This window comes from Sulfitobacter sp. TMED3 (genome assembly GCF_002167505.1).
In the GTDB taxonomy this organism is placed as follows: domain Bacteria; phylum Pseudomonadota; class Alphaproteobacteria; order Rhodobacterales; family Rhodobacteraceae; genus Sulfitobacter; species Sulfitobacter pontiacus.
Map to the genome: position 1 here is coordinate 1 of NZ_NHBI01000042.1, position 14,425 is coordinate 14,425.

The following is a 14,425-nucleotide window of genomic DNA, read 5'->3' on the forward strand; positions in this document are numbered from 1 at the left end:
TTCGAGTTATACGTCAGCGCAACGCGCATCGCGATGTCCGGCTTTTCAAATGCCGCACCGATTACATATCCGACGGCACCGTCAGAATCGAAGTCTGCACGATACCCGCTGAGCGGCCCGTATCCTGCACCTTGCAGCGCAACAGTCGCATCGACTTCTTGATAGCGCAGACCGCCGTGCATGCTGAAAGAATCGTTAAACTTGTACCGCGCCAAAGCGGTAATCGCGAAGCTGTCCACAGTCGCCTGGGTTCCACCATAGGACGGGGAACTTGGTACTGCGGGGTACAGAACGTCTGACCCGAATGGCTCATCAACGACAACAGCAAAGGACAGCTGATCGGAATACTGATACTTAAGACCGCCGCCAATGACATTGAAATCTTGGGCAATATTGCCTGTATCGCCACCACCGCGCACGTCGGTGCCGTCAATAGAAGGCGAGACGCGGCCAAAGCTGAATTCGAAACGGTTGCCATCTTCGAACAGAATGCCGATGTCTTGGCCGGAACGATCCAATCCCCCCGCGTGCAACGTGGATGCGCTGCTCAACAGGGCCGCCATTGCGATTACTCGATACGTCATCTCTAAATACTCCTCCCCAGAAGCGATGCAGCCACAACACGCAGCCACAATTTATACAGCAACTGAACGGTAGCATGCGTCAATCTGTCAATTCTTGACCAAGGGGAAGTCTGCGCCCCTATGCCAAAACTGTTGCAGTTTCGTTACGAAACGCGGCGGGATTCGATCCAGAGGTTCATGTAATTGCCGGCAAAGATAATCGCGCCGCCGATGAAGACCCAGATATCCAAGGCCTCGGCATAGACCAGCATTCCGATGACGGCAATCAGGGGCAGGCGGACAAAGTCGATCGGGACGACCACTGTCGCAGGCGCAATGGACAAGGCGTTGGTCAGGCAGAAATGTGCCATAAGCCCTGCAACACCGATCAGCAACAACAGCGGCATCTGTGCCACCTCGGGCACCGCGATATCCCCGTCGTAACCGGCCATGATCACGCCAAAAACCAGTTGCGTCACGGTCAGGTAGAACAGGATACAGGTGATCGTCTGGCTGCGCGTCAGCCGCTTGGTCAGCATGATCGTCAGTGCAAAGAATATCGCCGAGGACGCCGCCGTGATCACGCCGGCATTCAGCCCGGCAATCGTCGGNCGGGCAACACAAAGGATNCCNATAAANCCAAGAACCGCCGCCAAAGCCCGCACCTTGGTAAGCCGTTCGCCCAAAATCAGCGGCGACAGGACAATCACCCAAAGCGGAGAAGTGAANTCAAGCGCAAAGACCTGCGCGAGCGGGATCACGGTAACNGCGTAGAACCACAGATTCTGTCCGGTGAAATGCGCCAGATTGCGCCCGATCTGCGTGCCGAAATCGCGCCGGTTGATCTGCCCCCAGGTCCCGTAAACGGTCGCGAGCGTAAACACAGCGATNACGCCCACCAGCGACCGGTACATCATGATCTCGAAAGTATCGAGGCTGCCGCCAAGCTCGCGCCCGGCGACGGCCATCGCAGAGAAAGACGTNATCGACCCCATCATCCACAAAGCNGCCCTTAGCGTCGGGGTCATGGTCTCTCTTCCAAATGGAAAAAAATCCCCGCCGGAGGCATCTTTGTCATGCGGCCGATCACAGCCATTCAAATCATTCCCATTCAATGGTGCCGGGAGGTTTCGACGTGATGTCGTAGGTCACCCGGTTGATGCCCGGAATCTCGTTGATGATGCGCGTCGCGGTCTCGCCCAGGAATTCATGGGTGAACGGATAGTAATCCGCCGTCATCCCATCGACCGAGGTGACGGCCCGCANGGCNCAGGCNAAATCATAGGTCCGCCCGTCGCCCATCACACCCACGGTGCGGACAGGCAGGATCGCCACAAAGGCTTGCCAGATTTCATCATAAAGCCCGTGCTTGCGGATCTGGTCGATATAGACCGCGTCCGCCTCGCGCAGGATGTCGAGCTTTTCGCGGGTAATCTCACCGGGGCAGCGGATGGCGAGGCCGGGGCCGGGGAAGGGGTGGCGGCCGATAANCGACGGCGGCAGACCCAGCTCGCGGCCAAGCTCGCGCACCTCGTCCTTGAAAAGTTCGCGCAGCGGCTCGACCAGCTTGAGGCCCATCTTTTCGGGCAAGCCGCCCACGTTGTGATGCGATTTGATTGTCACCGACGGGCCGCCGGAAAAGGACACGGATTCAATGACATCGGGGTACAACGTGCCCTGTGCGAGGAAGGTGGCATCGCCGACTTCCTTGGCGTGCTTCTGGAACACGTCGATGAACAGTTTNCCGATGATCTTGCGCTTGGTTTCGGGGTCGGACACGCCATCCAGCTCGCCCAGGAACAGTTCCTGTTCGTCGGCGTGGATCAGCGGCATGTTGTAGTTGTCACGGAACATGGTGACGACNTCTTCGGCCTCGCCCTTGCGCAGCAGACCGTGGTCGACNAAGACGCAAGTGAGCTGGTCCCCAATCGCTTCGTGGATCAGCACGGCCGCGACCGAGGAATCGACCCCGCCGGACAGACCGCAGATGACCTTTTGATCNCCGACCTGTTCNCGGATCGCNGCGATNGCCTCGTCGCGGTAGGCGCTCATTGTCCAGTCGCCCTTGAAACCCGCGAGACGCACAAAGTTTTCATACAGGCGCGCGCCATTGGGGGTGTGGTGTACTTCGGGGTGGAACTGCACGGCATAGAAATTGCGCGACACATCGCCGGTNACCGCGAAAGGCGCGTGNGGCGAGGTCCCGTAGACTTCGAAACCGGGGGCGATGGCGCTGACGTGATCGCCGTGGCTCATCCAGACTTGCTCTTTCTCGGTGAGGAACCAGCCTTCCAACAGCTCAAGACGGGCCTCGGAGGGGGTCACATAGGCGCGNCCGAATTCAGCGGTGCCGTGACCGCGTTCAACCTTGCCACCCAGGCAATGCATCATGACCTGTTGGCCGTAGCAGATGCCAAGGATCGGTACGCCAAGCTCGAACACCGATTGCGGNGGCATGGGCGCACCTTCGGCGAAGACCGAGGACGGCCCCCCCGACAGGATCACCGCCTTGGGCGCAAAATCCTTGAGAAAGGCATCATCCACCGTGTTGAACGGGTGGATTTCGCAGAACACATTAAGTTCACGCAAACGGCGGGCGATCAGCTGGGTGACCTGGCTGCCGAAGTCGATGATGAGAAGGCGGTCATGGGAGATATCTGTCATGCAGACTGATTATGGGCGGATGGCCTGCGTGGCAAGAGTGGAGTGGGGGCCAGCCCCCAGACCCCCGGAGTTTATTTTGGCAAAATGAANGGGTCGGCGGATCATGATGTCGGTTTTTGACCTCTAAGGCCGTAAACCGCGTAAAGCCCGCTGCGTGAATGGGGTAGCTAGGCGTCAGTTTTGGCGGAAAGGAAGACCTCATGGCGGAATCAGCAAGACGCGGGCGCGGTGGTGGCGGTGCGGCACGTCGGGCGGCACGCTCGGCTGTGTCCTTCGAGACAGCGAAATACATCGAACGCAACATTCCCAACTACGAGGTGCTGACCGAAGAGGCGCTGCAGATCATCGAGTATAACGCCGATACGGTGTTGGAAGAGATCGGCGTGAACTTTCCCGACAACCCCGAGGCGCTGGCGCTGTGGCGCGCGGCCGGGGCGGATGTGACCGGCGACCGCGTGCGTATCCCCCGCGGNCTGGCACGCGAGCTGTGCAAGACCGCGCCGTCGCAGTTCACCCANCANGCGCGCAACCCCGCGCGCAACGTCGAGATCGGCGGGCGCAATCTGGTGTTGGCCCCGGTCTATGGCCCGCCCTTCGTGCGCGACACCGCCGGGGGCCGNCGCTATGCCACNATGGAAGATTTCAACAAATTCGTGAAGCTTGGCTATATGTCCAAGTGGTTGCACCATTCCGGCGGCACNGTCTGTGAGCCCACCGATGTGCCCGTCAACAAGCGCCATCTGGACATGCTCCATGCGCATATGACGCTNAGCGATAAACCCTTCATGGGATCCGTCACGGAACCGAGCCGCGCGCAGGATTCCGTGGACATGTGCAAGATTTTGTTCGGGGCGGATTTCGTCGACCAGAACACGGTGATGACGTCGCTGGTGAACATCAACTCGCCCATGACGTTTGATGATGTGATGATGGGNGCNCTGAAGGTCTTTGCCGAGAACAATCAGGCGTCGATCATTTCGCCNTTTATCGTTGGCGGCGCGATGGCACCGGTATCCGTGGCAGGGACATTGACGCAGGTCCTGGCCGAGGTCATGGCNGGCATCGCCTATAGCCAGCTGATCCGTAAGGGCGCGCCGGTGATTTTCGGGGCCTTTGTGACCTCGATCGACATGAACTCGGGTGCGCCGACCTTTNGCACGCCGGAGGCCGCGCATATCACCTATGGGGCGGGGCAGTTGGCGCGGCGGATGAACCTGCCATTCCGGTCCTCGGGCTCGTTCTGNGGGTCAAAACTGCCCGACGCGCAAGCAGCCTATGAGACGGCGAACAGTCTGAACATGGGGCTTTTGTCGGGGGTGAACTTTATGCTCCACGCCTGTGGCTGGCTGGAAGGNGGGCTGGTCGCCTCGTTCGAGAAATTCGTGATGGATGCCGATCAGCTGGGCGCGTTGCACCATTTGGCGCGCGGAGTAGAGATTGACGAAAACGCGCAAGCGCTGGATGCGATCCGCGAGGTTGGTCCGGGGGGGCATTATCTGGGATGCGCACACACACAGGCCAACTTTAAGGAAGCCTTCTGGAAATCCGATCTGCTGGACTACAAGCCATTTGAAACATGGTCAGATGAGGGCGCGCGCGATACCCAGTCGCTGGCGGCAGCCCGGGTTGAAAAGCTGTTGGGCGACTATGTACAACCGCCTATGGACCCCGAGACGCGTGCGGCGCTTGATGCCTTTGTCGCGGAACGCAAGGCGGCGGAGCCTGACAGCTTTATGTAGCCGCATCTCGGAAGTTTTCGCGCAAGATCGCGGCCTCGGCAATGAGGGCGATCATCACCTCTATATGACGGACCAGGTTATAGCCTGCGTCCGTCTTTTTACGTCTGGCGTTCAGGTCTGCCTCTATATCGATCAACTGCACCAGCACCACAGCGCTGCGCGGTGGGGGCGCTTTCCCCAGTATCCGGCGCAGGGCCGGGCCGCGGCGATAGCTGCAGGCCCCGATGGTGCCTGCCTGCACCAATATGGCGGGACGGTGGATACCGCGAAGACGAGCTAGAATATTTTGCATAAAATCAAATCCTTACTGACTACGGGGTCATGCCATCGCATGGCCGCTCACGTGCAGGATTTCACGCAGGATACTGGTGTTGCTCGCGCAGCGGGGTCAGCGTGCGTCGCGGTTACAACTGTTTACCACTTGGAAACAATTATGGGTTGTATCGGTAAATATTAACAACTCCATAATCAATTAACCTTTTGGTATTGTGGATAAGGCTGTGGATAACCGCGCCGCCTGAAGAAAGGAGACCGCATGACCCAAGTTTTGAATACGCCGCCGGACCGACGTGGATTGCCCGGATGGGTGCCGGATGCCGCGCGGCATTACGTGTCGCATGTGGAGATGGGCCAGCCGATCCGGGCGCTGGCGCGATCCGCTGAGTGTCACGCCTCTACCATCCTGCGCCAGATCCGGCGGCTGGAAACGCGGCGCGATGATCCGCTGGTGGACGACGCCCTTGATCTGCTGGGGCAGGTCAGCCGTTTTGAAACCCACCCCATGCAGGAGCCCGCCGCGATGAATGACACCTCACCCCCCATGATGCCCGATGATGAAACCCTAAAAAGCGAGGCGCAGCGCATCTTGCGGCGCTTGTGCGAAACCGGTGCGCTGCTGGCAGTCGCAGCCGAGATGGACAAGGCCGTTGTCGTGCGCAGTGGACCGGATGGCGCGCAGACGCGGACTGCCGTGGTGGACCGCTGTGTCGCGCAGGCGATGGCGCTTAACGGCTGGATCGCAAGCGATGGTGAGGGGCGCATCCTGCGCTATCACATCACCGCGGCCGGACGGCATGCGCTGGAAGAGATGCTGGGTCAGGGGCCACAAAACGGTTTTGCCGAAGCCCAAACCAGTTTTGCCCCTGCGCCGCCGCTACCAGAGGGGGCGCGGCAGAAGACAGCGCGGCGCTTGCGCTACACTCTGGCAGAAAGCCCGTTGGCCGCGCTCGCCCGCAGACGCGACGCAAAGGGCGCGCCGTTCCTGTCCGACAGTCTCGTCCAAGCCGGAGAGCGCCTGCGCGAGGATTTTGAACTGGCGCAAATGGGCGAGGCGGTGACGCAGAACTGGGACCGGTTTCTGGCACCGGGCGGGCAGGGCGACAGCGTCAGCTTTGAAGGCAGCGCACCCTCTGCAGCCCGGGCACGGGTGGGATCGGCGCTGGCGGATCTGGGACCGGGTCTGTCGGATATTGTGCTGCGGTGCTGCTGCTATCTGGAAGGGTTGGAAACCACGGAAAAGCGCCTTGGTTGGTCAGCGCGGTCGGGAAAGATCGTTCTGCGTATCGCCCTGATGCGCTTGCGCAAACACTATGCGGAAACGCTTGGCCCCGGGAGTGCTATGATCGGCTAGGCGGCGAATCCGGATCGGCGCGCACCGCATGGCGGCCCCGCAGGTGACAACTGCCTCTTTCATGCGCCGCGCGAACCTACTACATAAGGGGCGTATTCCAAACGGAGCCTGATCATGCGAGACCTGAAAATCCCCGAGCAGCGCCACCCTGAAAAGGCCCGACGCCCCGACAATCCACAGCCGAAAAAGCCGTCGTGGATCCGGGTGAAGGCGCCGGGTGGCAAAGGCTATGCGGATACCGCAAAGATCATGCGCGAGAACAAGCTGGTGACGGTTTGCGAAGAAGCGGGCTGCCCGAATGTCGGCGAATGCTGGTCGCAGGGCCATGCCACCATGATGATCATGGGCGAGGTCTGCACCCGCGCCTGTACCTTCTGCAACATTGCGACAGGGCGCCCGCCGGAAGCGCTGGACATCTTTGAACCCGGGCGTGTGGCCGATGCGGTGTCCAAACTGGGGCTGAACCACGTGGTGATCACCAGCGTGGACCGCGACGACATCGAAGACGGCGGAGCAGAGCATTTTGCCCAGACCATCCGCGCCGTGCGCAAACGGTCCCCGGGCACCACGATCGAGATTCTGACGCCTGATTTCATCCGCTGCGATCCCAAAGTGCTGGAAACCGTGGTCGAGGCGCGCCCGGATGTGTTTAACCACAATCTGGAAACAGTGCCCGGCCTCTACCCCGAGGTCCGCCCCGGGGCGCGGTATTTCCATTCGCTGCGTCTGTTGCAGCGGGTCAAAGAGCTTGATCCGACGATGTTTACCAAATCCGGCATCATGGTCGGTCTGGGCGAGGATCGTCAGTCGGTTATGCAGGTCATGGAAGACATGCGCGCGGCGGACATCGATTTTCTGACCATCGGGCAATATCTGCAGCCGACACCAAAGCACCACGCGGTGGACCGCTTTGTGCATCCCGATGAATTCGCCGCCTATGAAAAATCGGCCTATGGCAAGGGGTTCTTGATGGTATCTGCGACGCCTCTGACGCGGTCGAGCTACCACGCGGGGGATGACTTTGCGCGGCTGCAGGCGGCGCGGTTGGCGAAGCTAGGGTAACTGCATTGCATTGGATTTGAGGGGTGCTGCCCCTCAAACTCAAGCGGTACAATGAGGGGCGCTGCCCCTCAAACTCACGGGGTACAATGAGGGGCGCTGCCCCTCATTGTACCCCGGGATTTACATCCATTTGGAAAGGTTAGAACGGGTTTTTGATCCGTTGGGTCGTGGCCCACTCGGGCCAGTAGCCAAAGTATTCTGCGGTGAAAATCAGCGCGCCGGCCAGGACCACAGCAAAGACGAATTTGACGCGGCCCGCCGAGGGCGGGTGCTGCACCCACCGTTTCATCCGCATCAGCCAAGCGACGTTCATGTAAAACGGACCTTGCCGATAAAGGGCTGGTTGCGGTCGCGCTGTGCGAAATCGATGCCGTAGCCCACAACAAATTCATCGGGAATTTCAAAGCCGATCCAATCGGCCTTCATGTCCACCTCGCGGCGGCTGGGTTTGTCGAGCAGGGCGATGGTTTTCAGCCGTGCGGGTTCGCGCGACATCAGCAGGTTGCGTACGTGATGCAGGGTGTGGCCCGTATCGACGATATCTTCAACGACCAGCACATCGCGCCCTTCGATTGCGCCGCGCAAGTCTTTGAGGATACGGACTTCTCTGCTGCTTTCCATGCCATCGCCATAGCTGGAGGCTTCGAGGAAATCGACCTCGATCGGGAGGTCAAGCTCGCGCACCAGATCGGCGATAAACACGAAAGATCCGCGCAGCAGCCCCACCACTGTCAGCTTTTCGGTGCCTGCGAATTCGCTTTGGATTTCGCGGCANAGNGTTTCGATCCGCGCGGCGATTGCCTTGGCCGAGATCATTTCATCGATGACATAAGGTCGCGTCGTCATGGGTTTTACCTTGAAAAAGGGGGAGATAGGATTTCATAAGGGCTAACTTCATGACAGATGGAAATCAATGCCTACCCATTCAGAGACCCGCGAACTGCCCTACACCGCCCANCAGATGTATGATCTGGTGGCCGATGTGGCGTCATACCCAGATTTTCTGCCCTGGACCGCCGCCGCGCGGATCAAAAGCCGTGAGGATAAGGGNGATCACGAGGTGATGGACGCNGATCTTGTCATCAGTTTCAANGTGTTTCGCGAACGTTTCACCAGCCGNGTGGTGTTGTGGCCAGNGGCCAAGAAGATCGACACCGAATATCTGGATGGCCCGTTCAAATACATGAAATCGAACTGGGCNTTCGAGGACAATGGCGACGGCAGCTGCAAGGTGCATTTCTTCGTCGATTTCGAATTCAAGAACGCGATTTTGCAAAAGATCATCGGCGTCGTCTTTAACGAGGCGATGCAGCGGGTGGTGCGGGCGTTCGAGAAACGCGCGGCNGCNCTNTATGGGGCCGGGGCCTAGAAACNACAAAGGCCCCGNTGCGGGGCCTTTGNGTGGGTCTGNGTTTTCCCNATCANCTGCTTAGNTCATAGGCCCGTTCACCGTGGACGGANAGATCAAGCCCGTTGACCTCGACCTCTTTGCTGACACGCAGCGGGGTGATCGCCTTGCAGANCAGCACCAGCACNACGGTCACCACCGTGGTATAGACNCCNACAATCGCCAGCGACCCCAGTTGTGCGGCCCAGGACCCCGCCCCGAGGGCAGCGATCATGATGGTCCCAAAGATACCACCCACGCCGTGAACCGCGAATACNTCAAGCGTGTCGTCGATCTTGGCCTTGTTGCGGATCAAGACGACCGCTTCCTGGCACAGGATCCCGGCAACCGCGCCGATCAGCAGCGCCGCCCAAGGGCCGACGAANCCCGACGCAGGCGTGATGGAGGCCAGTCCCGCGATGGTGCCTGTGACGATGCCGACCANNGANGCNTTGCCGAATTTGATCCGCTCCCACAGCGCCCAAGTGAGCGAGGCGGTGGCGGCAGAGATATGGGTCACCGTGATCGCCATNGCCGCACCNCCGTCTGCGGCCAGTTGCGAGCCGCCGTTAAAGCCGAACCAGCCGACCCAGAGCATCGCCGCCCCGATCATCACGAAGCCCGGGTTATGNGGCGGGGTGTTGTGGTTNAGGCGTGGNCCAAGGAAGACCGCGAGGATCAGCGCCGCGAGGCCGGCTGTTTCATGCACCACGATGCCGCCCGCGAAATCGCGCACGCCGACCTCGCCAAAGATGCCGCCATCGGCCAGGAAACCGCCGCCCCAGACCCAATGNACCACGGGCGCGTAGCACAGCAGCATCCAGAGACCCGAGAAGAGCATTACAAAGCCAAAGCCGATACGCTCCACATAGGCACCGACGATCAGCGCGGGGGTGATCACTGCGAATGTCATCTGGAAGGCGAAGAACAGAATCTCGGGCAGGGTGCCTGACAGGCTGTCAGCAGTGACNCCCGACAGGCCGATCTTGCCCAAGCCGCCCCAGAGGCCCGATGTGTCNGGACCAAAGGCGATGGAGTATCCGGCGAAGAACCANAGCACGCTCATCAGACAGGCGACGCCGTAGGTATGCATGAAAACGCTCAGCACGTTGCGGCTGCGCACCAGCCCGCCATAGAAGAGCGCGAGCCCCGGTAATGTCATGAACAGGACCAAGGCCGTGGCGGTCATGATCCAGGCCGTATCAGCTGCGTTCATCTTGGTTTCCTCCCGAAAGGTTTTTGATTGCAGACGGGTGAAACGGATGTGCGCGCGCGACAAAAGTTAAAATGTGGGCAAAGCCGGTGATTAAACGGGCATTTCTACATTCGCCACATATTTAGGCAGCAATTTNGCCATNCCGCCTGTTTTGCGGGCGTTATGNAATCGCCTCAAAAATCAGCCCCAAGGCGAAATCGCGGGCAGCGCGGCGGACNTTATCGCGGCCCAATGCGCCGAACTCTTGCGTTTGGGTGGTGATACCGGACGCCGTGGCGAGGCCGAAACAGACGCGGCCTTCGGGCTTATGCTCTGACCCGCCGGGGCCTGCGATNCCGGTGATCGACACGGCGATNTGCGCGCCGGATCGTGCCAAGGCACCNCGCGCCATTTCAAGGGCGACCTGCTCGGACACCGCGCCGTGGGCGGTGAGTGTGTCNGGGCTGACGCCNAGNAGGTCGATCTTGGCGGCATTGGTATAGGTGACAAACCCACGGTCAAAGATCGCGGAGGATCCGGGNAGGTCCGTCAGGGCGGCNGCGACCATGCCGCCCGTGCAGCTTTCGGCGCAGGCGATCATGACCTCGCGCGNGCGGGCGCGGTCCAGAAGGGCGTGCAAATCAGGCAAAGAGNTANACNTGATACAGCACGGCNAGTGCGATCACCCCCAGCAGTGCNAAAATGCCTGCAAAGATATCATCCAGCATCACGCCAAGCGCATCGCCGCGCCGGTCGGCCCAGCCGATGATCAGCGGNTTCCAGATGTCGAACANNCGGAANAGNGCAAAAGCCGCGATCCAGCCGGGCCACATCACAAGGATGTTCATATCCATCGTCCANCTGGCATAGCTGAGCGGCANCAGCGCGACCCATTGGCCCGCAACCTCGTCGATCACGATTTCNGACGGNTCATGATCAGCGCTTCCNGCGGTCATGCGTGCGGTGGCCCACCAACCNGCNGCAAAGGTAANNACGATGCCTGCGATCAACAGCGGCAGCCCNCCGATGACATGGAGCAGCCAGGCCCAGGGCAGCGCCACCAGCGACCCCCANGTGCCCGAGGCAGGGCGGATGTANCCCACCCCCAGAACNGTCGCGATCAGCTTTGCCAAAGTCATAGTTTCACCAATGTTGCTGTGGCCATGCAGGCGATGCCTTCGCCGCGGCCGGTAAATCCCAAACGTTCCGAGGTCGTNGCCTTGACCGACACACGGCTTTCCTCAAGGGACAGGATATCCGCCATCACGCGGCGCATCTCTGCGGCATGAGGCCCCACTTTGGGGTATTCGCAGATCAGCGTGCAATCNACATGGGTCAGGGTGAACCCTTCGCTNCGNGCCAGATCGGCGGCATGGCGCAGAAAGATATGGCTTTGCGCCCCTTTCCACTGCGGGTCAGATGGGGGGAAATGCTGGCCGATGTCGCCCATAGCCAGCGCGCCATAGATCGCATCGGTGACCGTATGCATACCGACATCGGCGTCGGAATGGCCGACCAGCCCCTGATCATGCGGGATATCAACGCCGCAAAGTGTGACGTGATCCCCCGGACCGAAAGCATGTACATCAAACCCGTTGCCGGTGCGAATATCCATCGAAGACTCCAATATGCGGGCGGCGCGNGTCAAATCGCCCGGCACCGTGATTTTCAGGTTATCGACGCTGCCGGGGGTGATGGCAACCGCAACACCGGCGGCGCGGGCGACCTCTACATCATCGGCGGCGATGCCTTCAAAGGCGGCATGNGCGGCGCGGATCGTGGCGGCATCGAAACCTTGCGGGGTTTGGGCGGCATAAAGCGCGGTGCGGTCCTGCGTGCCTGCGACGGCTCCGTCTTCGGCCACCCAAAGCGCGTCGGTGACAGGCAGGCCGGGGGCGGCTGCGGCATCTGTGGCCAGCGCGTCGATCACACCGTCGATGATCTGCGGCGTGACACAGGGGCGGGCGGCGTCATGGATCAGCACCAGATCCGCATCCCCCAGCAGCGCCAGACCGTTGCGCACCGATGCTGCGCGATCCGCGCCCCCTTCGGCGACAAGACAGCCTTGCGCGGTGAACCCGTCGGCCTGCGCCATGTCACTGGCGNTNAATACGATGATGATCCGGTCGACCTGCGGATGCCGCTGGAAAGCCGCAAGCGTGTGGTCGATCACGCGTTTCCCGCACAGCGGCTGCCATTGTTTGGGCACGGCNCCNCCCGCACGGGTGCCCCGTCCGGCNGCCACGATGAGCGCTGCGATTTTCGGTGTCGACGCCATCGCGCGCCCCCTTTGATAAACTCGCCCCGTTCTAAGCCTGCAAAGCGGCCTGTGCAATCNCCCGCNCCCNATGCCTAAATTTTAGGCAANAGGTCAGTTTCTCACCAGCAAAAGCTTTTGGTTTGATTGAGTTTCGGCCCACCCCTCGGTAAACCAAAGGCAATTGCACAAGGATTAAGCGTTTGGATCTCTCGGATCTGCCCTTCAAACTCGACCCGCCCGTTTTGCTGGCTCCGATGGCGGGGATCACTGATCTGCCGTTCCGCACANTGGTGGCGTCTTTTGGCGCAGGGTTGGTGGTGTCAGAGATGGTTGCCAGCGTCGACATGATCAACGCCCGCCCCGGGACGCTGGAAAAGGCCGAACTGGGGCTTGGCGTCGAAGGCACTGCGGTACAGCTGGCAGGACGCGAGGCCGCCCCCATGGCCGAGGCCGCGCGGATGGTCGAAGGGCAGGGCGCGCGNGTGATCGACATCAATATGGGCTGCCCCGCCAAGAAGGTGACCCAAGGCTATTCCGGCTCTGCGCTGATGAAAACGCCCGACCACGCGCTNCGCCTGATCGANGCGGTGGTGAACGCGGTGAACGTGCCCGTCACGCTCAAGACGCGNCTGGGGTGGGACGACAATATGCTGAACGCGCCACAGATCGCCNCGCGGGCCGAAGCGGCGGGGATCACCATGATCACCATCCACGGNCGCACGCGCTGCCAGTTCTATAANGGCTCCGCCGATTGGGCCGCGATTGCGGGTGTCAAACAGGCGGTCTCTGTTCCCGTCATTGCCAATGGCGATATCATCAGCACCGATGCCGCGCGGCAGGCGCTGGCGCAGTCGGGGGCCGACGGTGTGATGATCGGGCGCGGTGCCCAAGGAAAACCGTGGCTGCTCGCTCAGGTGGCCCATGATCTGTTCGGTGCGCCCGCACCGGTTATCCCGCAGGGCGCCGATTTCGCGCGCATGGTGTCCGACCACTACGAGGCGATCATCCGGTTCTATGGCGAAGTGATCGGCCTGCGCGTCGCGCGCAAACATCTGGGGTGGTACATGGACACCAGCAACACCCCCGCTGATCTGCGCCGCGCGGTACTGACCGCGGCCAGCCCCGCCGAGGTGCACCGTCTTATCCCGTCCGCCTGTCTGCCGGACCACCAGTTGGAGGCCGCTTGATGTCGCTGGATACTGTTTTCGCATCGCTGCCCGTGCCCGCCATTCTGATCGATACAGACGACACGATCGCCGAGCTGAACTCGGAAGCCGAAGGGTTTCTGAACGCCTCTGCAAAATCCGTGCGCGGTGTGCCGGTGTGGGACATGATCGCCGTTGATGCCCCGCTGGAAGAGGCGTTCACCCGCGCCCGCGACAATGGCACGCCCTTGTTCGTGAACGATGTTGATGTCGGCAGCGGCCAGCGCCCGCCGGTGCAATGCGCGTTGCACTTCGCGCCGCTGATCGATGCGGCGGGGCAGATGATCCTGATGATCACCCCCCGCGAGATGGCCGGTCGGATGACGCAGAACAATTCGGTCAAATCCGCCGCCAAATCCGCCATCGGCATGGCCGAGATGCTGGCCCATGAGATCAAGAACCCGCTGGCGGGGATCACCGGTGCCGCGCAACTGCTCAGCATGAACCTCAGCACCGAGGATCTGGAGCTGACCGATCTGATCGTCGCGGAATCGCGCCGGATTGTGAAGCTGCTGGAACAGGTCGAACAATTCGGCAACCTGATGCCGCCGGAACGCAAGGCGGTGAACCTGCATGACGCGCTGGACCGCGCGCGCCGGTCTGCGCTGCTGGGGTTCGGCGCGCGCATGAAGATCATCGAGGATTACGACCCCTCGCTGCCGCCGGCCTTGGGCGACAAGGACCAGTTGTTGCAGGTGGTGCTGAACCTGATCAAGAACG

15 protein-coding genes and 1 pseudogene are annotated in these 14,425 nt (G+C 60.9%); 6 read left to right on the plus strand and 10 right to left on the minus strand.

Annotation, left to right across the window (positions count from 1 at the left end; genetic code table 11):
* The 3 genes and pseudogenes from CBB63_RS11605 to guaA all read right to left on the minus strand — a co-directional run.
* Positions 1-563: pseudogene (locus CBB63_RS11605) on the minus strand (OmpP1/FadL family transporter); the annotation flags it as partial.
* Between the two features lie 164 nt (positions 564-727).
* The gene (locus CBB63_RS11610; RefSeq protein WP_286699263.1) at positions 728-1,591 is read right to left on the minus strand and encodes a DMT family transporter; all 864 of its coding nucleotides are present in this window, start codon (positions 1,589-1,591) and stop codon (positions 728-730) included.
* 73 nt (positions 1,592-1,664) lie between these two features.
* Positions 1,665-3,227 carry a glutamine-hydrolyzing GMP synthase gene (gene guaA, locus CBB63_RS11615; RefSeq protein ID WP_286699264.1) on the minus strand — a complete coding sequence of 521 codons (1,563 nt, stop codon included), beginning with the start codon at positions 3,225-3,227 and terminating at the stop codon, positions 1,665-1,667.
* A gap of 200 nt (positions 3,228-3,427) precedes the next feature.
* Here guaA and CBB63_RS11620 point away from each other — a divergent pair, with 200 nt between their 5' ends.
* Entirely contained in the window at positions 3,428-4,966 is a 1,539-nt protein-coding gene (locus CBB63_RS11620) for a trimethylamine methyltransferase family protein (RefSeq protein ID WP_286699265.1), read from the plus strand.
* On the opposite strand, the gene CBB63_RS11625 is transcribed toward CBB63_RS11620, so the two are convergent.
* Positions 4,959-5,258, minus strand: a complete 300-nt coding sequence (locus CBB63_RS11625; protein ID WP_286699266.1) for a DUF6477 family protein — start codon at positions 5,256-5,258, stop codon at positions 4,959-4,961. The genes CBB63_RS11620 and CBB63_RS11625 overlap by 8 nt on opposite strands.
* A 243-nt stretch (positions 5,259-5,501) precedes the next feature.
* On the opposite strand from CBB63_RS11625, the gene CBB63_RS11630 reads away from it, so the two are divergent.
* Together CBB63_RS11630 and lipA are read left to right on the plus strand one after the other, a co-directional pair.
* Entirely contained in the window at positions 5,502-6,596 is a 1,095-nt protein-coding gene (locus tag CBB63_RS11630) for a DUF6456 domain-containing protein (protein WP_286699267.1), read from the plus strand.
* Between the two features lie 114 nt (positions 6,597-6,710).
* Positions 6,711-7,658 (plus strand): lipoyl synthase, encoded by a 948-nt coding sequence (gene lipA, locus CBB63_RS11635; RefSeq protein ID WP_005853478.1) that lies wholly within the window; start codon positions 6,711-6,713, stop codon positions 7,656-7,658.
* A gap of 139 nt (positions 7,659-7,797) precedes the next feature.
* On the opposite strand, the gene CBB63_RS11640 is transcribed toward lipA, so the two are convergent.
* The gene (locus CBB63_RS11640) at positions 7,798-7,971 is read right to left on the minus strand and encodes a hypothetical protein (RefSeq protein ID WP_009824583.1); all 174 of its coding nucleotides are present in this window, start codon (positions 7,969-7,971) and stop codon (positions 7,798-7,800) included.
* The gene (gene hpt, locus CBB63_RS11645; protein ID WP_005853480.1) at positions 7,968-8,504 is read right to left on the minus strand and encodes a hypoxanthine phosphoribosyltransferase; all 537 of its coding nucleotides are present in this window, start codon (positions 8,502-8,504) and stop codon (positions 7,968-7,970) included. Before hpt ends, CBB63_RS11640 begins: the two co-directional genes overlap by 4 nt.
* A gap of 67 nt (positions 8,505-8,571) precedes the next feature.
* Here hpt and CBB63_RS11650 point away from each other — a divergent pair, with 67 nt between their 5' ends.
* Positions 8,572-9,027 (plus strand): type II toxin-antitoxin system RatA family toxin, encoded by a 456-nt coding sequence (locus tag CBB63_RS11650; protein ID WP_286699268.1) that lies wholly within the window; start codon positions 8,572-8,574, stop codon positions 9,025-9,027.
* 52 nt (positions 9,028-9,079) lie between these two features.
* Here the strand turns inward: CBB63_RS11650 and CBB63_RS11655 are convergent, their stop codons facing one another.
* The 4 genes from CBB63_RS11655 to CBB63_RS11670 form a co-directional block, all read right to left on the minus strand.
* Entirely contained in the window at positions 9,080-10,261 is a 1,182-nt protein-coding gene (locus tag CBB63_RS11655) for an ammonium transporter (protein ID WP_286699269.1), read from the minus strand.
* Between the two features lie 160 nt (positions 10,262-10,421).
* Positions 10,422-10,889, minus strand: a complete 468-nt coding sequence (locus tag CBB63_RS11660) for a CinA family protein (RefSeq protein WP_286699270.1) — start codon at positions 10,887-10,889, stop codon at positions 10,422-10,424.
* Entirely contained in the window at positions 10,882-11,379 is a 498-nt protein-coding gene (locus tag CBB63_RS11665) for a phosphatidylglycerophosphatase A family protein (RefSeq protein ID WP_286699271.1), read from the minus strand. Before CBB63_RS11665 ends, CBB63_RS11660 begins: the two co-directional genes overlap by 8 nt.
* Complete coding sequence (locus tag CBB63_RS11670; protein WP_286699272.1) at positions 11,376-12,518, minus strand: bifunctional 2-C-methyl-D-erythritol 4-phosphate cytidylyltransferase/2-C-methyl-D-erythritol 2,4-cyclodiphosphate synthase; 1,143 nt, start codon at positions 12,516-12,518, stop codon at positions 11,376-11,378. Before CBB63_RS11670 ends, CBB63_RS11665 begins: the two co-directional genes overlap by 4 nt.
* 182 nt (positions 12,519-12,700) lie before the next feature.
* On the opposite strand from CBB63_RS11670, the gene dusB reads away from it, so the two are divergent.
* Positions 12,701-13,687 carry a tRNA dihydrouridine synthase DusB gene (gene dusB, locus CBB63_RS11675; protein WP_286699273.1) on the plus strand — a complete coding sequence of 329 codons (987 nt, stop codon included), beginning with the start codon at positions 12,701-12,703 and terminating at the stop codon, positions 13,685-13,687.
* The coding region (locus CBB63_RS11680) for a two-component system sensor histidine kinase NtrB (RefSeq protein WP_286699274.1) at positions 13,687-14,425 on the plus strand (739 nt) is incomplete at its 3' end. The genes dusB and CBB63_RS11680, both read left to right, overlap by 1 nt.

Bases quoted from the DNA above. Each gene is read 5' to 3' on its own strand.
- CBB63_RS11625 (WP_286699266.1), bottom strand. From the start codon at position 5,258: ATGCAAAATATTCTAGCTCGTCTTCGCGGTATCCACCGTCCCGCCATA.
- CBB63_RS11630 (WP_286699267.1), top strand. From the start codon at position 5,502: ATGACCCAAGTTTTGAATACGCCGCCGGACCGACGTGGATTGCCCGGA.
- lipA (WP_005853478.1), top strand. From the start codon at position 6,711: ATGCGAGACCTGAAAATCCCCGAGCAGCGCCACCCTGAAAAGGCCCGA.
- CBB63_RS11640 (WP_009824583.1), bottom strand. From the start codon at position 7,971: ATGAACGTCGCTTGGCTGATGCGGATGAAACGGTGGGTGCAGCACCCG.